Origin of the sequence: Mycobacterium sp. ACS1612 (genome assembly GCF_001667505.1) — a bacterium.
Classification (GTDB): Bacteria; Actinomycetota; Actinomycetes; order Mycobacteriales; family Mycobacteriaceae; genus Mycobacterium.
Genome location: NZ_LZHZ01000060.1, coordinates 138,337 through 162,317, shown reverse-complemented (window position 1 = coordinate 162,317; position 23,981 = coordinate 138,337). Strand labels below are relative to the sequence as shown.

Sequence of the window (23,981 nt, the reverse complement as noted above, 5' to 3'; positions counted from 1 at the left end):
TGTCAGAACTTTCCCGGGTTATGTGGGACATACTGTCGGTTGTGATGCTGCGCCAGGTTCTCAGCCATCCCGTGCTGCAGCCGGCCAGCCCGGTGCTGCTCAGCGGTGCCGAGCAGCTGGACCACTCCGTGCGCTGGGTGCACACCGCGGACCTGTACGACATCGCTCCGCTGTTGCGTGGTGACGAGGTGCTGCTGACCAACGGGGTCGGGCTCGTCGGGGTCGACGAGGTCGGCCGCCGACTGTATGTGCGACGGCTGGCCGAAAGCGGCGTCGCCGGACTGCTCTTCGAGGTCGGCAGGACGTTCGCCGAGGTGCCTGCCGAGATGGTGGCCGAAGGCCGCGACGTCGGGTTGCCGGTCGTCGAACTGCAACCGGTTCTGCGCTTCACCGAGGTGGCCGAAGCGGTCAACAGCGAGCTGATCGACCGTTCCGTCGCCCGCCTGCGGCACGCCGACGAGATTTCTCGGACGTTGTCGGAGAAGCTGGCCCGCGGCGCGTCGCTGCGCGAGCTGATCGAGCACATCGGCGTCGCACTGGGAACTTGGGCGCGGCTCAGCGACTATGCAGGACGAATCGTCGTAACGGCCGATCGTCTCGAGCCGGACGACGGCCCGCGTTCGGAAGCCCCCGTCCTCGTCGAGGGCACCGCGTGGGGCCGCCTGACCGTCGGCGCGCAGGGCGTACCCGAGGTTTTTATCGAGGCGGTGATGGAGCGCGCACCAACGGTTTTGGGTCTGTGTCTGATCCGCGAGCAACAAGACGTCGCGGGCGCTCTGCGCGCCCAGCAGCTGCTGCTCGACCAACTCGCCACCAATCAGGCCGTCGAGCGCCGTCTGTTGGAGGCGCGCATGCGGGCGGCGGGCGTGGCCACCGCGGATCACGAGTATGCGTGCATCGCCGTGGATCCGCGTCGGGTCGAGTCGGCGGCCAAGATCGTCGACGGGCTCATCCGGCAAGCGGGACACGGGATCTTCGGACTGGTCGAGGGGACGCTGTGCGCACTGGTGGCCGGTCAGATCGACGATGCGACACCGAATCTCGCCCACGTGGTGCGTTCGGCAGCGCGCGATGCCCTGCCCCGGCAGGCGCGGTTGTGCGCCGCGGTCGGACGGGCGGTGCGTGATCCGTCGGATCTACCGCGCGCCATGTCGGAGGCGAGGGAGACGCTGGCCCTTGGCCAGGACCTGCACGTGAAACACCCGGTCGTCAGTGTGCAGACGCTGGCGCTTGAACGCATGCTGAGCGCGCACGGAAACCTCGCCGCCACAAGGCGTTTCGTCGACGACCAGATCGGCATTCTGGAGCGCACCGATTCCGCGAAAAGCGGTCAGCTGGCCCACACGTTGGAGGTGCTGGCCGCCTGCGGGGGCAACAAGGCGGAGGCGGCCAAGCGGTTGCACATGCGACGGCAGTCGCTGTACTACCGGCTTGACCAGATCGCGAAACTTCTCGACGTCGACCTCGACGACCCCAAGCAGCTGATCACCCTCGCGGTCGCGGTCACCGCACGACGAATCCTGTCGCCGGACAACGCCTAGCCGGTCAACGCCCGGTGCGCCTCGTCGGCCGCCCGTTTACCCGACCGCACAGCGCCGTCGAGGAAGCCCGTCCACTCGTCGGCGGTCTCGGTGCCCGCCCAGAAGATGTTGTCGATCGGCTTGCGCAGCCACGGTCCGTAGGTCGTCCACGATCCGGGCGGAACCGCAGCGGTCGGCCCACCGGGTGCGAATTCCTCGGTGCCCCAACAGTGGTCGAGGTAGTCGATGGGTTTTTTGGCGGCGTCACCGAACAGGGCGGCGAACCCACTCAGCGCCTTCGCGCGCCGCTGCTCGGCAGGCAACGGATCGAACGTGCGCGCATCGGTGAAGCCCAACAGGATGCCGGGTCCGGCGTCGCTCGGGCTGACGTCGAAGGTGATGAACACCGGGCCCTCGTCGGACAGCGCCTCACCGGAGCAGCCGTTGGCCCGCCAAAACGGCGTCTCATAGGCCACGTACGCCTTGCTCAGGTTGCCTTGCGGCCAATGCGCGGTGAGCTTTTCGTATTCCGGCGGCAGTGGCGGGTCGAACGCGATGCCCGCCCTGTGCTGCGGCGGCACCGCCACGATGACGGCCTTGGCCGCGACATCGCCGCGGTCGGAACCGACGACCAGCGTGCCGTCGGTGCGTCGGGAGATGCTGCGCACCACCGCATTGAGCGCAACGGCGTCGCCAAGTTGTTCGGCCATCCGCAGCGCAATCTGTTGTGTGCCAGCGGGAAAGCGATCCTGCTGTGCGCCGCCCTCGACGTCGAGCATGCGGCCAAGTCCGCCCGCCGCCTTGACATAGCGGATCGCGTGCAGCAGCGAGACCTCCTCCGGTTCGCAGCCCCATGTCGCGCGGGCCATGATCGCCATGAGATCCCGCGTCGAGGCGCCCGCGTGCACATAGCGCAGCCACTCGTCGAGCGTCTTCGAGTCGGCAATCTCGGCGATCGACGACGTCCACGGCTCGTGCACCGGCACCCGCCGTGAGACGCGCTCGAACCGCCATTGAATCCGGGACACGTCGAGCAGTTCGATGATCGACAGCTTCGGGGTCGTGCTGCGGTACGACCTGACCTTGCCGCGCCAGCGGATCAGGTTCTTGCCGCGGCTGTGGGTCCGCACCATCTCACAGCCCAGTTCCTTCGCCAACGCGATGACGGCGTCCTGCGTCGGCCCGACGAACGTGCCGCCGAGATCGACCGGCGCACCCGCGATCGTCGCCGTCGACGAGCGCCCCCCGACCCGATCGCGGCCTTCGAGAACTACGACGTCATACCCGAGCTGTGCCAAGTCGCGGGCGGCTGATAGTCCCGCGAATCCGGCGCCGATCACGACGACGTCGGCTTTGGGTGGAATGGTCACACCACTAGGCTCTCACGCCGTGAAGGTGATGACAGCGTTGTTCGGACCAACCGATGCGATCGCCCGCGCACACGCGCTTCGTGAGGCCGGTGCCAGCGGGGTGTTCACCTTCGAGGGTCCGCATGACGTCTTCACCCCGCTCGCCCTCGCTGCGGCGGTGGAGGATCTCGACCTGATGACCAACGTGGCGATCGCGTTTCCCCGCAACCCGATTCACCTCGCGCACCAAGCCAACGACTTGCAGTTGCTGACGAAAGGGCGGTTCACGCTCGGGCTCGGCACGCAGGTGCGCACGCAGATCGAGAAGCGGTTCGGTGCGGAGTTCGACCGGCCCGTCGCCAGGATGACCGAGCTGGTGCGCGCGCTGCGCGCCATCTTCGCGGCATGGCAGTCCGGCGAGCGCCTCGACTTCCGCGGCGAGTACTACCGTCACACGTTGATGACGCCGACCTTCAATCCCGGCGCCAACCCGTACGGCCCGCCGCCCATCTATGTCGGTGCGCTCGGCCCGCGGTTGACCCGGGCCACCGCCGAGATCGCGGACGGCCTGCTGGTGATGCCGTTCGGGTCGAAGCGGTTTCTGCACGAGGCGACAATGCCCGCCGTCCGCAAGGGCCTGGCCGCCACGCGGCGCGACGATGCCGACTTCGCGGTCGTCCCGGAGATCATCGTCTCCGCCGGGGACGACCACTCCGCCACCCGCAGGTTGCTGGCCTTCTACGGGTCGACGCCGGCGTACCGGCCGGTGCTGGATGCGCACGGTTGGGGCGATCTGCAACCCGAACTCAACACGTTGTCCAAACAGGGTCGCTGGGAGGACATGGCCAAGCTCATCGATGACGACGTGCTGCACACCGTCGCCGCCTGCGGCAGCCCCGCCGAAATCGCCGCGCACATCCGCGACCGTGTCGCGGGCGTCTCCGACCGGATTTGCATCTACCAGCCAGGACCAATCGCGGTGGAATCGTTGGCCGCGATCGTCGACGCGCTCGACAGGTAAGCCCCTATGGTGGTACTCGGGCGGACCAAAGGAGGTTCTCTTGAGCGCTCCCGAGTACTCAGACGTGCTGATCATCGGCGCTGGGATATCAGGAATCGGTGCCGCCTACCGCATCCACGAGAAGAACCCCGGGCTGTCCTACACGGTGTTGGAACGCCGTGCCCGTATTGGCGGCACCTGGGACCTGTTCCGCTATCCGGGCATCCGGTCCGACAGCGACATCTTCACGCTCAGCTTCCCCTATGAGCCGTGGCGCAGGCCGGAGAACGTCGCCGACGGCCACGACATCAGGGAGTACCTGACCGAGACCGCCCGCAAGCACGGCATCACCGAGCGCATCCGGTTCAACACCAAGGTCGTCTCCGCCGACTGGGACTCGGCTACCGACACCTGGACGGTGCAGACCGAACAGGACGGCGAGCCGAAAACCTACCGCGGTCGGTTCGTGTTCTTCGGCACTGGCTACTACGACTACGACGAGCCCTACCGGCCCGAGTTGCCTGGCATCCAGACCTTCACGGGGGAGGTCGTGCACCCGCAGTTCTGGCCGGAGTCGCTGGAATATTCGGGTAAGCGTGTCGTGGTGATTGGAAGCGGCGCCACCGCGGTCAGCATGATCCCGTCACTGACCGAGAAAGCCGGTCACGTCACCATGTTGCAGCGCTCGCCCACCTACATGCTGTCGATGCCGCGCATCCACCCCGTGGTGCAGGCCATCCGGAAGGCGTTGCCGACGCGGGCCGCCAACCACGTCGTCCGGCTGTACAACACATTCTTCACCGTCATGACCTACGTCGTCGCGCGCAAGGCGCCGAAGTTCAGCAGGTGGCTGATCCGGACGATGGCGAAAAAGAGCCTGCCGCAAGGCTATCCGGTCGACATCCACTTCAAGCCGCGCTACGACCCGTGGGATCAACGCATGTGTCTGATCCTGGACAATGACCTGTACACGGCGGTGGGCGACGGGCGCGCCGAGGTGGTCACCGACACCATCGACCACATCGACAGCACAGGGATCGTGCTGAACTCTGGACGCCACATAGACGCCGACGTGATCGTCACCGCGACGGGCCTGCAGTTGCAGGCGCTGGGCGGGGTGGCCATCAGCATCGACGGCGCCGAGATCAAACCGCAGGACCGGTTCGTCTACAAGGAGCACATGCTCGGCGTGGTGCGTCGGCTACATCAACGCGTCCTGGACGTTGCGCGCCGACCTCACGGCACGTTCGGTGGCGAAGCTGTTGTCCTACATGGATTCTCACGGTTATACGCATGCGTATCCGCATCTCGGCGACGTGCCGATGCCAGAGAAGCCGGCGTGGAACATCAACGCCGGTTACGTGCAGCGCGCGTTGCACGCCCTACCGAAGTCCGGTACCCGCCGACCGTGGAACGTGCGGCACAACTACGTACTCGACGCCATCGACCACCGCTTCGACCGCATCGAGGAGTCGATGGTGTTCGGCTGCGCCGGGGCGGCCAAGGGGGCCAAGTCGGCCTAGTGGGCTCGAAGGAGGTAAGCCCGTGAGTTCCACCGAACCCACCTACTGCGATGTGTTGATTGTCGGTGCAGGCATTTCCGGCATCGGCGCCGCGTATCGCATCCACGGGAAGAATCCGGCGCTGTCGTACACGATTCTGGAACAGCGACCGCGATTGGGCGGCACCTGGGACCTGTTCCGCTATCCGGGTGTGCGGTCCGACAGCGACATCTTCACGTTGAGCTTCCCGTTCGAACCGTGGCGGCGTGAGGAGACCATCGCCGACGGATCCGACATCTGGCGGTATCTCGACGATACGGCGCGTAAACACCACATCGACGAGCACATTGCTTTCAACACCTGTGTCGAATCGGCTGATTGGGACTCGCAGACCGACACCTGGACGGTTCGGGCGCAACAGAACGGCGTCGAGAAGACGTACCGCTGCCGCTTCCTGTTCTTCGGCACCGGGTATTACAACTACGACCACCCGCATAGTGCGGACCTGCCCGGTATCGAGCACTTCGGTGGCGTCGTGGCCCATCCCCAGCATTGGCCCGAGTCGCTCGACTACACCGGCAAGCGGGTCGTGGTGATCGGCAGCGGCGCCACCGCGATCAGCATGATTCCCACGGTGGCCGCGAAGGCCGCCCACGTGACCATGCTGCAGCGGTCACCGTCTTACCTGTTCTCGATGCCGAGGATCGAACCGATGGCCCGGGTGATGCAGAAGGTGTTGCCGGAGAAGGTCGCACATTCGATCATCCGGTGGCGCAACGCGTTGTTCTTCTGGTCGATGTTTTTGCTCGCCCGCAAGTTGCCGCGCGTGATGAAGTGGGTGATCCGCCAGCGGGCCATCCGCAACCTGCCAGAGGGTTACGACGTCGACACGCATTTCAAGCCGCTGTACAACCCGTGGGATCAGCGCATGTGCGTGATCTTGAATTCCGATTTGTACAAGTCGATCAGCGACGGTCGGGTCGAGGTCGTCACCGATCACATCGATCACATCGATGCAGCGGGAATCGTCCTGAGGTCCGGTCGCCGCCTCGACGCCGACGTCATCGTCACCGCAACCGGATTGCGACTGCAGGCGCTCGGTGGCATCAGCGTCAGCGTCGACGGGGAGAAGATCGACCCCGCTGACCGCTTCGTGTACAAGGAGCACATGCTCGAGGACCTGCCGAACATGGCGTGGTGCATCGGGTACACGAACAATTCGTGGACGTTGCGGGCGGATATGACGGCGCGTTCGGTCGCCAAACTGTTGTCCTACATGGACTCTCACGGCTACACCCATGCCTATCCGCATCGTGGCGGCAAGCCGCTGGCCGAAAAGCCGCTGTGGGATCTGCAGGCGGGCTATGTCCGACGGGCCGCCCACGTGCTGCCGAAATCCAGTACGCACCGGCCGTGGCACGTGCGGCACAACTATGTGCTCGACGCCATCGACCACCGCTTCGACCGCATCGAGGAGTCGATGGTGTTCGGGCGGGCGGCTATCGGGTCCGCAGCTGCAGACCGGTCCCGAGCAGTTGGGTAGCCGATAAACCGAACGTCGACTTGAACCTGTCTGCGAGGTGCGACGGGCTGGCGAACCCCGCCTTCATCGCCGCCGTGGTGAGGTTGTCACCCGCCGCGATGGCCGCGCCCGCATGCGTCAACCGGACCCACAGCCGATAGCGGCGCACACTGGTGCCGAGCTCGTCGCGGAACAGGTGCAGAAACCGTGACTCCGAGAGCCCGGCCTCGGCGGCCAAGTCGGCGATCGGAATCGCCGCCGAGAGTTCGGCGCGAATTCTGGCCGCCGCCCGCGCGATGCGCGCATCGATCTGCCGCCGCGTCGCCGGTGCGGCCAAATCGAGCCAGTGCGAAGCACTGTCGTCGTCGACCGGGGCGAACTGCAGGCGTTCTTCGTCGACGTGACCGACGCCGATCAGGTGTTGCCACTGGCGGAACTTATGACGGCCCGCGTCGGCGCGCTCGGATGTCGGTTCCAGATAGCAGGACACCAAACCGGTGCCGTGGCAGGTGAGTTGGTGCGTCAACCGCGGCGGGATCAGCGCGCTGCGGACGTCGCGCGTGACGCCGTCCGCCGTCGCGACCGTCAGCGGGCCGCCGATGCCGACAGCCAGGCACCACACCGACCCGGAGTGCGGCGAGGGGTTGAGGGACGGACCGGCGTACAGCGCGTGGCCGGGCCACAGCCACACCGACGGATAGCAGGTTTGTGGAAGCGCAGGGGTGACGTCTGCCGTCATGCTGGCCTCCTACGTCAACTTGTCAGGAGGTTACCGTGACGGTCGCGGTCATCGGCGTCATCGCCGTGTTCTTCGTCGGCATGGGCCTCTATGCGCTTGCCGCGCCCGTCGCGTTGGTGCGTCCGTTCGGGATCACGCTGGGGGAGTCCGCGTCGCGGTCGGAGGTGCGCGCGGTCTACGGCGGTTTCGGGCTGGCGATCGCGGCGGTGCTGGCGTATGCCGTCGTCGCGGACGGTGAAGTGCGGAAAGGCATCCTACTCACGGTGGCGGCGGCGTTGGCGGGCATGGCGTTCGGCCGACTCGCCGCCGCGGCGTTGGGCGACCGGACGGCGTTCTATCCGAATTGGTTCTACTTCCTGGTCGAGACGATCGCCGCGGCGGCGTTGGTCGGGGTCACCTAACCGGCGCGCACAGGGGGAGTTACGGCGCGACGGTCAGCCAGTCGGAGAATCCGGACGGGTCGTGCCTGCCGAGCGCGCCGTGCTCGAACAGCCCCCAGCCCTCACGCTCGACGCCGTCGGCATCCCGGCACACCGCGCGGCCGACATGGTCGATCACGCCGAAACCCGCGCGCCCGACGATGGCCGGGTCGGTCATGTCGTAGGTGAGACGCTCGGTGAAGTTCTCACCCTTCCACATGCCGTGCAGCCAGTCCGAGTCGCCGCCGTATCCGCCGCCGACATGGATCGGCACCGGCAGCTTGGACTCGACGTCGAAATGTACTGGGGTGCCGTCGAATGCGGTCGCGTCGATGGTCGCACCGGTGGGGATGCGGGTGCCGGAGCGGTAGTGGATCTTGACCCGGGGCCAGCCGAGTTGCTCGACGCGGCCGTCCTTCCAGATGCGCGTGCAGTCGTTGAGCGACCGGAAGCCCAGGTGGTCCTCCTGCATGATCACGACGATGCCGAAGTCGTCGAACGCCATCGGCACGTACAACCACCACATGCCCTCGAAGGGCGGATCATCGGGGCGGCCCGGCGGCTCGGCCTCGCCGATCGGCCGGATACCCCAGGACCGGTCGCGGGTCCCGATCCAGCGGGAGGGGTCGACGGCGATCTCGTGGCCGTCGATCGCCAGCTGACCGCTCCACGCGCCCACCTGGGCGAAACGCTGCGCATCGAGTGTGACGCGGTTGCCGCGCCGCATGATGTGGGGTTGCTCCTGCACGACGTCGAACAGTCCCTCCCACGTCAAATCCGCAGCGATGCCTTCGGTTTCGTCGAGCACGATGCGAAGCTTGTGCAGCGGCTCGACGACCTCGACGCGATAGTTGCCGACGTGCTGGCGCAGCCGGTCCTGGTCGATGGCGCCACTGAGGTGCACAGCGGTCTGCTCGTCGCCGCTTCCGCCGAACCTGCCGCCTCCGCGGCGGGCAACCAGGAGGAACGCGTCTTTCACCCCGAGATTCGGGTAGTAGCCGATGCCCGAGATCACGAAGATGTCGCCGGTGCGGTCGTGTGCGTTGAAATACGAGCGGTCGTAGAAGTTGCGGTCACTGGACCCGGGCCAGGCGATCGGCCGCGGGACCTGGTGCACCGGGAATTCGTCCATGGGGCCGAGCATTACGCCTCTCCGATCAGCCGCTTGAGCACCGAGCCGTGGTAGAACAACGATTCCACGTCGTCGGGTTTCTCGATCTCGCCGAACCGCACCCGCCGAGCACTGGTCCGCATGAACACACACGCCCAGATCACACCGGAGTACACGTAGAACCAGTGCAGGTCGCCCAACTCGACACCGGCCAACTCGGCGTACGTCGCCTTGACGTCTTCCTCGCGCATGAAATCCGGCAGCCCTGGCAATCCAGCCAAGCCGGCCAGCTCTTGAAAGACCATGTGGGCGAAGATGATCCACGCGACGTCCATCTCCCGCGGACCGAGCACCGCCATCTCCCAGTCCAACACCGCAACTGGCCGGAAATCCCGGTAGAGCACGTTGCCGACGCGGGAGTCGCCCCACACCAGCACCGGGTCCTTGGCGGCGACCTCGGCGGGCCAGTTCGTCTCCAACCAGTCCAGCGCACGTTCGAGCAGTTCCGAGCGGCCGATGTCGGGAACGGCGAACTGATACCAGGACTGCAGCCAATTGAGATTGCGCCGCAACGCATTCGGCTCACTGCCGTCGTCGAGGAAGTCGAATGTCTTCTCGGGCTCGGGAATCGAGTGGAGTTTGGCGATCACCTCGACGGTGCTGTCCTGCAGTTCACGCCGACGCTCGGCGGGGGAGTCGGCGAACCAGTTGTTGCCGAACGTGTACGGCATGACATCCGGCGGCACCTGACCCTCGACGTAGTCCATCAGGAAGAACGGTGTGCCGAACACCGCTCCTGTCGGTTCGAGCCAGCGCACGCGGGGGACCGGCACGTCGGTCTTCTCGCCGACAAGCCGGATCACGTCGAACTGGTGGTCCATCCGGTATGACGAGAACACCGGCACGTCTCGCGCGGTCGGCGCCACCCGCGCCACCCACTTCTGTTCATTGCCGTCCCAGCGGCCGGTCAGGATGATCGTCTCCGACGACATGCCGTTGGAGTCGACACCGCTTTCGACGGTGATCTCAGGCCTGACACCGCCAGGCATCACGGTCGCCAACCAGTCCGACATCACCTCGGGCAGGGCGCTCAGGTCACGACTCGAGTGTTCAAGGCGGCTGACATCTTCGACAGCCGGTTCAGTAGCCACAGTTCTTCCTTCGGCCGATAATTACGATACGGTGGGTAGCGTTATGAAAGCAGACCCGCCTTCGGTTGACAAGAGCCGCGGGCGGCCACGGGATGCGCGCATCGACGCTGCCATTCTGCGTGCCGCGGCGGATCTGCTTGTGGAAATCGGATATTCGAACCTGACCATGGCTGCGGTGGCCGAGCGCGCCGGGACCACCAAGACCGCGCTGTACCGGCGCTGGTCGAGTAAGGCCGAATTGGTGCACGAGGCCGCGTTTCCGGCCGCGCCGACTGCGATCGAGACGCCGCCGGGCGACATCGCCGCCGACATCCACGCCATGATCGCCGCCGCCCGCGACGTGTTCACCAGTGCCCTTGTGCGCGCCGCGCTGCCCGGGTTGATCGCCGACATGGCCGCCGATGCCGACCTCAACGCGCGGGTGATGAGCCGCTTCACCGACGTCTTCGTCGCCGTGCGAACCCGACTGGCCGACGCCGTGCGGCGGGGCGAGGTACACGCCGACGTCGATCCGGACCGCCTGGTGGAGGTGATCGGCGGCGCTACGCTGTTGCGTGTGCTGCTGATGCCCGACGAACCGCTCGGTGAGGAATGGGTCGCGCAGACGACCGCAATCGTGGTGCACGGCGTAGTGGCCTAGAAAACGATGCTGGAGACCTTCCCAACCGACTGGCGGACCGCACTGGTGCTCGTGCCCCATCCCGACGACGTCGAGTACGACTGCGCCGCGGCGATTGCGAAATGGACGGCGCAGGGCAAGACAGTGCATTACGCACTGGCGTGCCGGGGCGAAAAGGGCATCGAGGGCATGCCGCCCGAGCAGGCGGGGCCGCTGAGGGAGATGGAGCAGCGCCGGTCGGCCGCCATCGTCGGCGTCGACGACGTGCAGTTCTGGGACTTTCCCGACGGTCGGATCCGCAATACGCCGGAATTGCGTGCGAAGATCGCCGACACGATCGGCATGCTGCGGCCCGACGTGGCGCTGACGATCTACGGCGGTCCGGAGTGGGGGCCGGGGCAGCCGAACCGGCGCGACCACATTGAGTTCTCGAACGCCGTTGCGGCGGCTTATGATTCGTTGGGCGACCCGCCTCGGTGGCTGTTCGAGATTGGCCCAGAGGTGACCCATGCCGAGGTGATCGACGACGACTGTTTCGAGCGCGCCGTCACGTCGCTCGCGGCCCACGACGTGTACCTGTCGGTGCTCGATCCCGCGACGCCGGTGCTGGAGCAGGCGCGCGCACAGGTGGACATGACGACAACGCCGCGTCCCGAGTTCGACGGCAGGCGGACCGTCGAGTTCAGGTTGCTCCGGGGCTGAAGTCGTAGCCCACAGCTAATCGGCATAATTTTCGCTGCCTGGAATATTCGTTCGCTTTGCACGGATCGAAACCGGCATCGATCGGTCGAATTCGCACGTCGAGAATCTACGTTCAGACGCACAGCACTTTGTGAACATTCACACAGCATTTGCAAAGCCACACACTAGCGAACTTCATGTGCGTAGTATGACGGACAATCTGCATCAAAGTATGGGGCGAGGGGGCATGCAGGGTGGGTGGACGGTACCAAGGGAACGCTGCCTCCGGCAGAAGAGCGCTGATCACCGGTATCACCGGGCAGGACGGCGGGTACCTGACCGAGTTGCTGTTGAGCAAGGGCTACCAGGTGTACGGCCTGGTCCGCGGCCAGAACAATCCGAAAGAACCGGGTCTTCGCGCCGAATTTCCGGAAGTCCACATCCTGCACGGTGATCTGCTCGACATGTCCAGCCTGGTGTCGGCCATGCACGTCGCGCAGCCGGACGAGGTGTACAACCTCGCAGCCGTGACCTTCGTGGCGTACTCGTGGCAAAACCCGCGGCTGACGTTCGACGTCACCGGCGGCGGTGTGCTCAACATGCTCGAGGCGGTGCGGCTCTACCAGCAGGTGTCGGGCCACGACGTGCGTTATTACCAGGCGTCGAGCGCCGAGATGTTCGGCAACGCCCAAGAGACCCCGCTGCGGGAATCGAGTCCGTTCTATCCCCGGTCACCGTACGGCGCGGCGAAGGCGTACGGGCACTACATGACCGTGAACTACCGCGAGTCCTACGGCATGCACGCCAGCTCGGCGATGTTGTTCAACCATGAATCACCTCGTCGCGGAACGGAGTTCGTGACTCGACGGATCAGCCAGGCAGTGGCGCGAATCTCGCTGGGGCTACAGGACACCATCTCGCTGGGAAATTTGCAGGCACAACGTGATTGGGGCTTCGCGGGAGACTATGTCGAGGCCATGCACCTGATGCTGCAGCAGGACAAGCCCGACGACTATGTGTTGGCTACGGGCGAAGCCCATTCTGTCGCTGAGTTTCTCGACGTCGCGTTCGCGGTAATCGGTGTCGACGATTGGTCGCGCCATGTCAGGGTCGACGCGGCGCAACTTCGACCCGCCGACGTCAACGTGCTGATCGGAGATGCAGCCAAGGCGCGGTCGGTGTTGGGCTGGAAACCGCGCATGTCGTTCGTCGAACTGGTGGCTTTGATGGTCGAAAGCGACATCGCGGCGCAGTCGGTGGCCGCGTTGAGGCGCTAGCTGTCGATCTGGCGCTTGTTGCGCTCAGTCACGGCGCGGAACGTATCACCGAGGCCGTCGAAATCACGGTGCTGCGCGAACGCGATCGCCGCTTCGGCGGCGAGAGCGGGGTCGACCACCGCGGCCACTCCGGTCGTGTAGATCTCCTTGAGCCCCAACTTGGTTGGTGTCGGCACCTCGGCGATCTGGGTCGCCAACTCCAGGGCCCGCTCGAGCAGCTGCCCGTGCGGCACCACCTCGGTCACCAGCCCGATGCGCTCAGCGCGAGCAGCGTCGACCACCTCACCTGTCATCGACAGTCGCCGCGCCATCGCCACCCCGACGACCTGGGGCAGCCGTGCGGTCATCCCACCCCCGGGCAGGATGCCGACGCGGGCATGCGTATCGGCGAACACCGCCCGCTCGGACGCCACCAGGAAATCGCAGCCCAGTGCCATCTCGAGCCCGCCGGTGAACGTTGCCCCGTTGATCGCTCCGATGATCGGCGTGCGCATGTTGGCCACCGCGGCGATGCAGCTCTGTGATCGGAACTCCTCGAAGTACTTCAGTCCGTCGCGCTGCGCCTCCTTGAGGTCGACGCCTGCGCAGAACGCCGGATCCGACCCCGTCAGCACCACGGCGCGCACCGAGTCGTCGGCATCGGCGTCGGTCAGCGCGGTGTACGTGGCCTTGATCAGATCGCGGCTCAGCGCGTTTCTGGCGCCGGGTCGGTTGAGCGTCAGCAGCCTGACCGCGCCGTGGTCAGCCGTCAGGACAAGCGGTTCGGTCATGGCTCCCCTTCCGCCGAGAGCGACGTTTTGGCGGAATCTTCTCCGCAGGAGAGAGGGTTACGGCAGGAACTGGTTGGCGGTATTGGCCAGGTCCAGCAGCGGCTGAGGCAGGGCGCCGAGGGCGAAGGTGACAGCCGCGGTGACGGTGACGACCGCCGTGCTCAACACGCTGGGCACCACCACTATTGGCGCGTCGTCGGGCGGATCGGTGAAGAACATCAACACGATGACCCGAACATAGAAGTACGCGGCCACGGCGCTGGCGATGACGCCGATCACGACGAGTGGAATTGCACCGCCCTCGCCTGCGGCCTTGAAAACCGCGAACTTGCTGACGAACCCGCTCGTCAGAGGGATGCCGGCGAACGCCAGTAGGAACAGCGAAAACACAATGCCGACAACGGGATACCGGCGGCCGAGGCCCGCCCACCGCGCCAACGCGGTGTCCTCGTCGCCGTCGGGGGTGCGCACCAAACCGACCACCGCGAACGCGCCGACGGTGCTGAACCCGTAGGCGAACAGGTAGAACAGCGTCGACGACACGCCTGCCTCGTTCTGGGCGATGACACCGGTCAGGATGAAACCGGTATGTGCCACAGCCGAATACGCCAGCATGCGCTTGACGTCGTTCTGCGTCACCGCCGTCACGGTGCCGACCACCATGGTGAGAATGGCGATCGCCCACATCACCGGTCGCCAGTCCTGGTGCAGACCGGGCACCGCGATGTAGAAGATGCGCAGCATCGCGCCGAACGCCGCGATCTTCGTCGCCGCCGCCATGAACGCGGTGATCGGGGTCGGTGCGCCCTGGTACACGTCGGGAATCCACGAATGGAACGGCACGGCGCCGACCTTGAACAGCACACCGACGAGCAGCAACCCGGTGCCGAGCAGCGCCAGCGACGTTTTGCCCGTGCCCGCCGTCACCGCGTCGGCGATGCCGCCGAGGTTCAGTGTGCCGGCGTAGCCGTACAACATCGCGGCGCCATACAGGAAGAACGCCGACGAAAATGCGCCCAGCAGAAAGTATTTGACCGACGCTTCCTGCGAAAGCAGTCGCCGCCTGCGGGCCAGCCCGCAGAGCAGATAGAGCGGCAGCGAGAGCACCTCGAGCGAGATGAACATGGTCAGCAGATCGTCGGAGGCGGGGAACAACAGCATGCCGCCGATGGCGAACATGGTCAGCGGGAAGACCTCGGTCTGGATGACGCCCGCCTTGGTGGCCAGTTTCTCCACGACGCTGCCCGCCACCGCCGACGCTTGCGGGGTGAACGCATCAAGGCCGGGGCTGATCTCGTCGTCTGCGGATGCGGGTTTGCGCCGTTCGGCGATGAGCAGGATGCCGAGCACACCGACCAGCAGGATGGTGGCCTGAAGGAACAGGGTTGGGGCGTCGACCGCGATGGCACCCATCACGGCCGAACGTCCGGTGCTGCCGCGTAGATCGCGAGCGAGTCCGACGACCGCGATGAAGGCGGCGGCCAGCCCGCCGAGGCTGAGCACCAACTGGGCGGCGTAGCGCCGGTGGCGGGGCAGGAACGCCTCGACCAGAACTCCGAGCACGGCCGCCCCGAGCACGATCAGCATGGGTGACAGCAAGCCGTATTCGACGGTGGGGGTGGGGACGTTCATCGGACCGGCCCTTCTGCCATCCGCGGCGCCGGGTCAGGCTGGTTGACGGTGGTCAGCGTGTGGCTGACGGCGGGATCGATCACGTCGAGTGCGGGTTTGGGATACACCCCGAGCAACAGCAACAGTGCGATGAGTGGTGCGACGACGACGAGTTCGCGTGGCACCAGATCGCGCAGGCCGTGGTTGTCCTCCTTGACCGGGCCGGTCATCATCCGCTGATACATCCACAGGATGTAGATCGCGGACAACACCAGCGCCAGTGACGCGAACACCGCGAACGCCGGGTAACGCGTGAATGTTCCGATCAACACCAGGAATTCACTGATGAACGGCGCAAGGCCCGGCAGGGACAACGTCGCGAGGCCGGCGACCAGGAAGGTGCCCGCCAGGATCGGTGCCACCTTCTGCACCCCGCCATAGGCCGCGATCAGGCGAGTGCCCCTGCGCGACACCAGGAATCCGGCGATCAGGAACAGCGCGGCGGTGGAGATGCCGTGGTTGACCATGTACAGCGTCGATCCGGATTGGCCCTGGGTGGTCATCACGAAAATGCCGAGGATGATGAAGCCGAAATGCGAGATCGACGTGTAGGCGATCAGTCGCATCACGTCGACCTGCCCGATCGCCACGATCGCGCCGTAGACGATTCCGATCACGGCCAGCGTGATGATCAGCGGCCGGAAATACATTGAGGCGTCCGGGAACAACTGCAGGCAGTAGCGCAACATGCCGAACGTGCCGACCTTGTCCATCACGGCCATCATCAGCACCGCACTGGCCGGGGTGGCTTCCACCGCGGCGTCGGGCAGCCAGCGGTGAAACGGCCACAGCGGCGCCTTGACCGCGAAGGCGAACATGAACCCGCCGAACAACAGGTTCATCACCGCCGGGCTCATCACGAACTGACCGCTGGACACCGCGGCGACGATCGCGCGGAAGTCGAAGGTGCCCGCCCCGAACGCGTCGCTCTGCGCGGTCACCACATACAGGCCGATCACCGCGGCGAGCATGATCAGACCGCCGAAGAGGTTGTACAGCAGGAACTTCACCGCCGCCTTGGACCGGTTCTCGCCGCCGAATCCGCCGATCAGGAAGTACATCGGGATCAGCATGGCTTCGAAGAACACGTAGAACAGCAGTATGTCGAGCGACACCAGGGAGATGAGCACCATGCCCTCGACGGCCAGTGTCAGCGCCAGGTAGGTGTGCACTGACCGACCGCGCAGGCCTGTCTGGTGATCGGCATCGTTCCAGCCGGCGATGATCAGCAGCGGCACCAGGACGGCCGTCAGCACCACCAGTGCCAGGGCGATGCCGTCGACGCCCAGGATGTAGCCCGTGCCGAATGACGGGATCCATCTGTGGTTTTCGACAAACTGGTACTGCTCGCCGCCCGGCTGGAAGCCGACGGCCACCACCAAGGTGACCGCGAGCACCGCCAGCGAGATCAGCAGCGCCAGCCACTTGACCGTTGTGCGTTGCGCCGCGGGCAGCAGCATCAGCAGCGCCGCGCCGAGCGTCGGGATCGCCCACAGGATCGTGAGCCAAGGGAGGTTACTCACCACAGCTGCACCGCCAGGATCGCGGCGACCACCAGGGCCGCACCGGCCAACATCGACAACGCATACGACCTGGCGAAGCCGGTCTGCAGTTTCCGGAATCCGTCCGAGATCCGGCCGACGATCGCGGCAAGTCCGTTCGCCGCACCGTCCACCGCGTCGTCGTCGATCTCGACGAGCCCCTCGGTGAGCAGCGCGCCCGGCCTCATGAACACCCGCTCATTGAACGCATCGCCGTAAAGGTCTTGTCGCGCAGCGACAGTGAGCGCCGATCCGGCGGGCACCTCTTCCGGGACCGCCCGCTTGGCGTACATTCGGTACGCGATCGCGATGCCCGCGGCCACCACGACCAGGATCACGGTGGTGGCCACCCACACCGGAACGGCGTGCGCCTCCTCGTGCGCGCCGACGACTGGTTCGAGCCACTTCTGCAAGGTGCCGCCGATCGCGAAAACACCGCCGGAGAACACCGATCCCACGGCGAGCAGGATCATCGGCCACGTCATGACCGCGGGCGCCTCATGCGGATGCGCGACAAGTTTGTTCCCCGTCGCTTCGTCCCTCTCGGAAGCCCAACGCTTTTCGCCGAAGAACGTCATCAGCATCACCCGGGTCATGTAGAACGCGGTGATGCCCGCGCCGAGGATCGCGGCGGCCCCGAGGATCGGGCCCTTGATCCCGCCGCTGCCCAGCGCGGCCTCGATGATGCCGTCCTTGGAGAAGAAGCCGGCCAGCGGTGGCACGCCGATGATCGCGAGGTAGCCGAGGCCGAACGTGGCGAACGTGATCGGCAGCGCCTTGCGCAATCCGCCGTAGCGGCGCATGTTCACTTCGTCGTTCATGGCGTGCATGACCGAACCGGCCCCGAGGAACAGTCCGGCCTTGAAGAAGCCGTGGGTGAGCAGATGCATGATCGCGAAGGCGTAACCGGCCGGCCCGAGACCCGCGGCCAGCACCATGTAGCCGATCTGCGACATGGTGGACGCCGCAAGCGCTTTCTTGATGTCATCTTTGGCGCAACCGACGATCGCACCGAAGAGCAGCGTGACGGTGCCCACGATGACGACACCCACCTGCGCGCCGGGCGCAAGGTCGAACACGGGGCCGGACCGCACGATCAGGTACACGCCCGCGGTGACCATGGTCGCGGCGTGGATGAGCGCCGACACCGGTGTCGGACCCTCCATTGCGTCGCCCAGCCAGGATTGCAGCGGCACCTGCGCCGACTTGCCGCACGCCGCCACCAACAGCAGCAGGCCGATCGCGTTGAGCGTGCCTTCACTGAGTCGCGGCGCCGCGGAGAACACGCCCGCGTAGGAGATCGACCCGAAGTAGGCGAACATCACCATCAACGCGATGGCCAGACCCATGTCACCGACGCGGTTGACGACGAATGCCTTCTTGGCCGCGGTGGCCGCCGACGGTTTGTGCTGCCAGAACCCGATCAGCAGGTACGACGCTAGGCCGACGCCTTCCCATCCGACGTAGAGGCCGAGGTAGTTGTCGGCCAACACCAACAGCAGCATCGCCGACAAAAAGAGGTTGAGATAGGCGAAAAACCGTCTGCGCTCCGGGTCTTCGGCCATGTAGCCGATCGAGTAGATGTGGATCAGCGAGCCCACACCGGTGATCAGCAGCACGAAGCACATGGACAGCGCATCCAGCTGCAGACCGAAGTCCACATGCAGACCGCCGACCGGCACCCAGGAGAACAGGTTTTGGTGCACCACACGGTCTTCGGCATGGCGGCCGAGCAGGTCGACGAACAAGACCACACCGGCAGCGAAGGAGCCCAGCGCCGCCAGGCATCCCAGCAGGTGCCCCCAGGCGTTGGATCGCCTGCCCGCGAGCAGAAGGATCGCCGCACCCGCCAGTGGGAGGGCGATCACCAGCCACACCAGAGTTATCATCGCAGCCTTAGTTTTTCAGCAGACTGGCTTCGTCGACTGAAGCCGACCTGCGGGTGCGGAAGACGGTCATGATGATCGCGAGCCCGACCACCACCTCGCAGGCGGCGACCACCATTGTGAAGAAGGCCACGACTTGGCCGTCCAGATGGCCGTGCATGCGGGAGAACGCGACAAAGGCCAGGTTCGCTGCGTTGAGCATCAACTCCACACACATGAACATGACAATGGCGTTGCGCCGCAACAACACTCCTGACGCGCCGATGGTGAACAGCAGCGCCGACAGGTAGAGGTAATTGTCCGGATTCACGAGTCACCGTTCCTGCCGCTGGCCTGACCGACGGTTCGTTTCTGCAAGATCGCGCTGACCGACAACTCGGCGGGCGAACCGTCTGGCAGCCGGGCGGCGATGTCGACGGCGTTGTTGCGCGCGTACACACCGGGATTGGGCAGGGTGGTCGGATGTCCACCGGGCCGGAAACGCTCCTGCGCCAGTTCACGCTGCGACTTACGCCGCTCGAAGCGTTCGCGGTGCGCCAACACCATCGCCCCCAGGGCGGCGGTGATCAGCAGGGCGCCGGTCGATTCGAACGCCCACAGGTACTTCGTGAAGATGAGCACCGCGAGGCCGTCGACGTTGCCGCCGGCGTTGGCTTCGGCCAACCCGGTGAATCCGCTCACCGACACGCTGCCGATGCCCGCGATGACCAGAACACCGAACCCGAGGCCGACGATGATGGCCGCAACCCGTTGCCCCCGAATCGTTTCGACCAAGGATTCGGACGAGTCGACGCCGATCAGCATGAGCACGAACAGGAACAGCATCATCACGGCGCCGGTGTAGACCACGACCTGCACGACACCGAGGAACAGCGCGCCCTGCGCGATGTAGAAGACCGCCAGCACGATCATCGTGGTGGCCAAAAACATCGCCGAGTACACCGCTTTCGGCGCGGCCACCACGCCGATGGCACCGAGTACCGCGACCGTGCCGAGCACCCAGAACAGCACCGCCTCCGTCGTCGAGGTGTGTCCGACGGTGTCCGCCGAGAGCGCAGCGAGGACCTCGACGCTCACCTGGCATCCTCGGTTATCGGTTTGATGTTGCCGCGGTAGTAGTCCTCGTCGGTGCTGCCCGGCGCCATGTCATGGGGCGGCGCCTCCATGCCCGGCTGCAGCGGGGCCAGCAGCTTGTCCTTGCCCCAGATCAGGTCGGCGCGGTTGTCGTCGGCCATCTCGTAGTTGTTGGTCATCGTCAGCGCCCTGGTGGGGCACGCCTCGATGCACAGGCCGCACCCGATGCATCGCAGGTAGTTGATCTGGTAGACGCGGCCGTAACGCTCACCGGGCGAATAACGTTCGTCCTCGGTGTTGTCGGCGCCCTCGACGTAGATCGCGTCGGCGGGGCACGCCCACGCGCACAACTCACAGCCGATGCATTTCTCCAGTCCGTCCGGATAGCGATTGAGCTGATGGCGGCCGTGGTAGCGCTTGGCCACCGGGCCGGGTTTCTCCGGGTACTGCTCGGTGAGCCGCTTCTTGAACATGGTGCTGAACGTGACGCCGAAGCCGGCGATGGCATCCAGGAATTTAGGCATTCGTCTTCTCCTTTGAAGCCGTCGGCAGCGGCGGCACCGGGAAAGCCCCTGTGTCGATGACTTGTTCGGGAACCTCTCGAACCGTTCTCGATCGCAGCGATCTCCACAGCACGAACAGCAGGATCAGGGCCGCCACGGCGCCGACCGTGATCAGGCCGGTGGTCAACTGGTCCCAGCCCTCGTTGCGCAGCGCGCGGGCGGTGGAGACAATCATGATCCACGCCAGCGAGACCGGGATCAGCACCTTCCAGCCCAGTCCCATGAACTGGTCGTAGCGCATCCGCGGCAGCGTGGCGCGCAGCCAGAAGAAGAAGAACATGAAGGTCCACACCTTGGCGACGAACCAAAGCAGCGGCCACCACCCGGAATTCGCGCCGTCCCACATGTTGATCGGCCATGGGGCATGCCACCCGCCGAGGAACAACGTGGTGGCCAGCGCCGACACCGTCGTCATGTTCACGTACTCAGCGAGCATGAACATCGCGAACTTGATCGAGGAATACTCGGTGTGGAACCCGCCGACCAACTCGCCTTCGGCCTCCGGCAGGTCGAACGGTGCCCGGTTCGTCTCGCCGACCATCGAGGTGAGGTAGACCAGAAACGACGGCAGCAGCGGGAAGATGTACCAGAGGCCGTGCTGCGATGCGACGATGCCCGACGTCGACATGGTGCCCGCGTAGATGAAGACCGCCGCGAACGACAACGCCATTGCGATCTCGTAGGAAATCACCTGCGCGCTGGACCTCAGCCCACCAAGCAGAGGATATGTCGAGCCGGATGCCCAGCCTGCCAACACGATTCCGTACACACCGATCGACGTGGCGGCGAGGACGTAGAGCACCGCGACCGGCATATCGGTCAGCTGCAAGGCGGTCCGGTGCCCGAATATCGAAACCTCGCCGCCCATCGGGATCACGGCGAACGCGATGAACGCGGGCACCACCGAGATGACCGGCGCGGCAAGGTAGATGAACTTGTCCACCCCGGCGGGGATCAGGCCCTCTTTGAGTGCCAGCTTGACGCCGTCGACCAGAGACTGCAGCAGCCCCCACGGTCCGACGCGGTTGGGTCCGGGCCGGTTCTGCATCCACCCCAGTAGTTTGCGTTCGATCAGGATCGCGACCAGGACGGACAACATCAGGTACACGAAGATGGCGAGCGCCTTGATGATGACGAGCCACCAGGGATCGTGGCCGAACAGTGTGGGGTCGGGATATGTCATGAGGTGGACCGTCCGATCGATACCACGGCACCTGCCGTCGCGCCGAGTTGCGGATACACCGCCGAACCAGGGGAGTTGATAGGCAACCACACCGTGCCGTCGACCATGTCCGTGATGGCCAGCGGCAGAGTGATCGCACCACGATCGGTGCTCACCGTCACCGGATCGCCTTCGGCTGCACCGATTCCGGCCGCGGTGGCCGCCGACAACCGCACGACCGGTGGCCGCGCGGTGCCCGCGAGATGCGGTTCACCGTCCTGCAGCCGACCCGCGTCGAGCAACATGCGCCACCCGGTCAGCAGAGCCTGCCCCTGACCCGGTGATGGCGGATTCACCGCCGCCTGCTGCGGGGAAGCGGGGCGCTGCCCCGCCCACAGTCCCAGCCGCGCCATTTCGTCGCCTGCGACGGCGGCGGAGCGCATGTTCAGGTCGATGCCGAGTTCGTCGGCGAGGAAGGCCAACACGCGCAGATCCGGCAGTGCGTTGGTCTGCAGCGACGGCGCGAAGGGCCGAATTCGGCCCTCCCAGTTCATGAACGAGCCGGCCTTCTCCACGACCGGCGCGACGGGGAACACGACGTCGGCGAGAGCGGTGACCGCACTTTCCCGCAACTCCAGGCTCACCACGAAGCGCGCCGCGTCGATCGCGGCCAGTGCGGCGTCCGGGTCGTGCAGGTCGGCGAGTTCGACACCGCCGGCAAGCAGCGCACCCAGTTCGCCGCTGCGCGCCGCGTCGAGGATGCCCGCGGTGTCCCGGCCCGGAGTGGACGGCAGCTCACCGAAATTCCAACCGGCGGCAGCCTGTTCGCGGGCCGAGGCGTCATCGACGGGGCGGCCGCCGGGCAACAGTCCTGGCAGCGCGCCGGCCTCCAGCGCACCACGCTCACCGGCCCGTCGCGGTATCCACGCCAGCCGGGCACCGGTCGCTGCGGCCAATCTCGCTGCCGCGGACAGCGCTCCGGGGGAGCCGGCCAGCCGCTCGCCGACGATGATCACGGAGCCAGGCATCTTGAGCTGCGCGTCGTCGGACAGGGCGTCGAGCGCCGCGGCTTCGTCACCGGGAGCCGTCGCGATCAACTCGCCCCGCAGCTTGGCCAGCGCACGGGTGCCCAACGGTGCTATCGACTTGACCTGCAAGCCGTTTTTGCGGACCGCCTTCCGTAGCCGTAGGAAGACGATGGGCGATTCCTCTTCGGGTTCAAACCCGGCGAGCACCACCGACGGCGCGGTCTCCAGGTCGGCGTAGGTGACCGCCATCGGCTGGCCGGCAACGTGGGCGGCGAGGAAGTCGGCTTCCTCCGCGCTGTGCGGACGGGCGCGGAAGTCGATGTCGTTGCTGCCCAGAACCATTCGAGCGAACTTCGAATATGCGTAGGCGTCTTCGACGGTGACCCGGCCGCCGACCAGCACCCCGGCGCTGCCATAGGCCGCGGCTAGGCCTGCGCTGGCCACGCCGAGCGCCTCCGACCACGACGCCGGGCGCAGCTTGCCGTCTTCGCGGACCAGTGGGGTGGTGATGCGGTCGCCCCGGGTGGTGTACGTGAACGCCCAGCGGCCCTTGTCGCAGTTCCACTCCTCGTTGACCTGCGGGTCGTCACCTGCCAACCGGCGCAGCACTTTTCCGCGGCGGTGGTCGGTGCGCTGCGCGCAGCCCGACGCGCAGTGCTCACACACGCTCGGGCTGGACACCAGGTCGAACGGCCTGGCGCGGAATCGGTATGCGGCGCCGGTCAGCGCGCCGACCGGGCAGATCTGCACGGTGTTGCCGGAATAGTACGACTGGAACGGTTCGCCGGGCGCAATGCCGACCTGTTGCAGCGCACCGCGTTCCAGCAGTTCGATGAAGGGGTCGCCGGCGATCTGTTCGGAGAACCGGGTGCAGCGCGCGCACAACACGCAGCGCTCGCGGTCCAACAGGACTTCCGAGGAGATGTTGATCGGCTTGGGGTAGGTGCGTTTGACGTCTTCGAACCGCGTCTCGGGCCTGCCGTTGGACATCGCCTGGTTCTGCAGCGGACACTCGCCGCCCTTGTCGCACACCGGGCAGTCCAACGGGTGGTTGATGAGCAGGAGTTCCATCACCCCCTGCTGGGCCTTGTCCGCGGCTTCCGAAGTGAACTGGGTGTGCACGACCATGTCCGGTGTGCACGTCGTGGTGCACGACGCCATCGGCTTGCGCTGGCCTTCCACCTCGACCAGGCACTGCCTGCAGGCGCCGACAGGGTCGAGGAGCGGATGGTCGCAGAACCGCGGGATCTGGACGCCGATCAACTCTGCGGCCCGAATCACCAAGGTGCCCTTGGGCACACTGACCTCGACACCGTCGATGGTGAGGTTCACCATCTCGACGGCCGAGGCGGTGCCGGTGTCGGCGGTCTGGGTCATCTAGGCCCACCTTCTGCTC

The 23,981-nt window shown here is 65.9% G+C and carries 19 protein-coding genes and 2 pseudogenes; 8 read left to right on the top strand and 13 right to left on the bottom strand.

Translation table 11 applies throughout. From position 1 onward, the window contains the following. The first annotated feature begins 44 nt into the window (after positions 1–44). Positions 45–1,541 carry a PucR family transcriptional regulator gene (locus tag A5724_RS24035; protein WP_197518766.1) on the top strand — a complete coding sequence of 499 codons (1,497 nt, stop codon included), beginning with the start codon at positions 45–47 and terminating at the stop codon, positions 1,539–1,541. Here the strand turns inward: A5724_RS24035 and A5724_RS24030 are convergent. After that, a complete protein-coding gene (locus tag A5724_RS24030; protein WP_067808287.1) occupies positions 1,538–2,890 on the bottom strand; it encodes a flavin monoamine oxidase family protein in 1,353 nt (450 codons plus the stop codon). The genes A5724_RS24035 and A5724_RS24030 overlap by 4 nt on opposite strands. Positions 2,891–2,918: 28 nt before the next feature. Between A5724_RS24030 and A5724_RS24025 the strand changes: the two genes are divergently transcribed. From A5724_RS24025 to A5724_RS24015, 3 genes and pseudogenes are all read left to right on the top strand, one after another. Continuing rightward, positions 2,919–3,890 carry a TIGR03617 family F420-dependent LLM class oxidoreductase gene (locus tag A5724_RS24025; protein WP_197518768.1) on the top strand — a complete coding sequence of 324 codons (972 nt, stop codon included), beginning with the start codon at positions 2,919–2,921 and terminating at the stop codon, positions 3,888–3,890. 40 nt (positions 3,891–3,930) lie between these two features. Beyond that, positions 3,931–5,392 (top strand): annotated as a pseudogene (locus tag A5724_RS24020) (flavin-containing monooxygenase). A 22-nt stretch (positions 5,393–5,414) separates the two neighbouring features. Next, complete coding sequence (locus A5724_RS24015) at positions 5,415–6,914, top strand: NAD(P)/FAD-dependent oxidoreductase (protein ID WP_067808283.1); 1,500 nt, start codon at positions 5,415–5,417, stop codon at positions 6,912–6,914. Here the strand turns inward: A5724_RS24015 and A5724_RS24010 are convergent. Continuing rightward, positions 6,871–7,632: a helix-turn-helix transcriptional regulator gene (locus tag A5724_RS24010; RefSeq protein ID WP_067808281.1), complete on the bottom strand. Its 762-nt coding sequence runs from the start codon at positions 7,630–7,632 to the stop codon at positions 6,871–6,873. The genes A5724_RS24015 and A5724_RS24010 overlap by 44 nt on opposite strands. Positions 7,633–7,667: 35 nt before the next feature. Here A5724_RS24010 and A5724_RS24005 point away from each other — a divergent pair, with 35 nt between their 5' ends. Next, on the top strand, positions 7,668–8,033 hold the full coding sequence (locus A5724_RS24005) for a DUF4345 family protein (RefSeq protein ID WP_082965239.1): 366 nt from the start codon (positions 7,668–7,670) through the stop codon (positions 8,031–8,033). A gap of 19 nt (positions 8,034–8,052) precedes the next feature. Here A5724_RS24005 and A5724_RS24000 read toward each other — a convergent pair whose 3' ends face one another. Continuing rightward, on the bottom strand, positions 8,053–9,195 hold the full coding sequence (locus A5724_RS24000; RefSeq protein ID WP_067808279.1) for a hypothetical protein: 1,143 nt from the start codon (positions 9,193–9,195) through the stop codon (positions 8,053–8,055). Beyond that, positions 9,195–10,313, bottom strand: a complete 1,119-nt coding sequence (locus tag A5724_RS23995; protein WP_067808278.1) for a phosphotransferase family protein — start codon at positions 10,311–10,313, stop codon at positions 9,195–9,197. Before A5724_RS23995 ends, A5724_RS24000 begins: the two co-directional genes overlap by 1 nt. A gap of 43 nt (positions 10,314–10,356) precedes the next feature. On the opposite strand from A5724_RS23995, the gene A5724_RS23990 reads away from it, so the two are divergent. The 3 genes from A5724_RS23990 (at position 10,357) to A5724_RS23980 (ending at position 12,890) form a co-directional block, all read left to right on the top strand. Then, the gene (locus A5724_RS23990) at positions 10,357–10,953 is read left to right on the top strand and encodes a TetR/AcrR family transcriptional regulator (RefSeq protein WP_067808276.1); all 597 of its coding nucleotides are present in this window, start codon (positions 10,357–10,359) and stop codon (positions 10,951–10,953) included. 6 nt (positions 10,954–10,959) lie between these two features. Beyond that, entirely contained in the window at positions 10,960–11,634 is a 675-nt protein-coding gene (locus tag A5724_RS23985) for a PIG-L deacetylase family protein (protein ID WP_067808274.1), read from the top strand. Positions 11,635–11,867: 233 nt separating this feature from the next. Next, the gene (locus A5724_RS23980) at positions 11,868–12,890 is read left to right on the top strand and encodes a GDP-mannose 4,6-dehydratase (RefSeq protein ID WP_067808273.1); all 1,023 of its coding nucleotides are present in this window, start codon (positions 11,868–11,870) and stop codon (positions 12,888–12,890) included. On the opposite strand, the gene A5724_RS23975 is transcribed toward A5724_RS23980, so the two are convergent. The 9 genes and pseudogenes from A5724_RS23975 to A5724_RS23935 form a co-directional block, all read right to left on the bottom strand. Beyond that, a complete protein-coding gene (locus A5724_RS23975) occupies positions 12,887–13,660 on the bottom strand; it encodes an enoyl-CoA hydratase (RefSeq protein ID WP_067808271.1) in 774 nt (257 codons plus the stop codon). The two genes, A5724_RS23980 and A5724_RS23975, sit on opposite strands and share 4 nt — an antisense overlap. A 57-nt stretch (positions 13,661–13,717) precedes the next feature. Next, complete coding sequence (gene nuoN / locus A5724_RS23970) at positions 13,718–15,292, bottom strand: NADH-quinone oxidoreductase subunit NuoN (RefSeq protein ID WP_067808268.1); 1,575 nt, start codon at positions 15,290–15,292, stop codon at positions 13,718–13,720. Further along, positions 15,289–16,854: an NADH-quinone oxidoreductase subunit M gene (locus A5724_RS23965; RefSeq protein ID WP_369830663.1), complete on the bottom strand. Its 1,566-nt coding sequence runs from the start codon at positions 16,852–16,854 to the stop codon at positions 15,289–15,291. The genes nuoN and A5724_RS23965 overlap by 4 nt, the downstream gene beginning before the upstream one ends. Beyond that, positions 16,851–18,761 carry an NADH-quinone oxidoreductase subunit L gene (nuoL, locus tag A5724_RS23960; protein ID WP_067808263.1) on the bottom strand — a complete coding sequence of 637 codons (1,911 nt, stop codon included), beginning with the start codon at positions 18,759–18,761 and terminating at the stop codon, positions 16,851–16,853. Before nuoL ends, A5724_RS23965 begins: the two co-directional genes overlap by 4 nt. Before the next feature lie 7 nt (positions 18,762–18,768). Continuing rightward, a complete protein-coding gene (gene nuoK, locus A5724_RS23955) occupies positions 18,769–19,068 on the bottom strand; it encodes an NADH-quinone oxidoreductase subunit NuoK (RefSeq protein ID WP_067808262.1) in 300 nt (99 codons plus the stop codon). Beyond that, positions 19,065–19,835: an NADH-quinone oxidoreductase subunit J gene (locus tag A5724_RS23950; protein ID WP_067808260.1), complete on the bottom strand. Its 771-nt coding sequence runs from the start codon at positions 19,833–19,835 to the stop codon at positions 19,065–19,067. Before A5724_RS23950 ends, nuoK begins: the two co-directional genes overlap by 4 nt. Then, positions 19,832–20,365, bottom strand: a pseudogene (nuoI, locus tag A5724_RS23945) (NADH-quinone oxidoreductase subunit NuoI); the annotation flags it as partial. The gene A5724_RS23950 and the pseudogene nuoI, both read right to left, overlap by 4 nt. Then, on the bottom strand, positions 20,349–21,578 hold the full coding sequence (nuoH, locus tag A5724_RS23940; RefSeq protein WP_067808256.1) for an NADH-quinone oxidoreductase subunit NuoH: 1,230 nt from the start codon (positions 21,576–21,578) through the stop codon (positions 20,349–20,351). The pseudogene nuoI and the gene nuoH, both read right to left, overlap by 17 nt. After that, a complete protein-coding gene (locus A5724_RS23935) occupies positions 21,575–23,962 on the bottom strand; it encodes an NADH-quinone oxidoreductase subunit G (RefSeq protein ID WP_067808254.1) in 2,388 nt (795 codons plus the stop codon). Before A5724_RS23935 ends, nuoH begins: the two co-directional genes overlap by 4 nt. Positions 23,963–23,981: the final 19 nt, after the last annotated feature.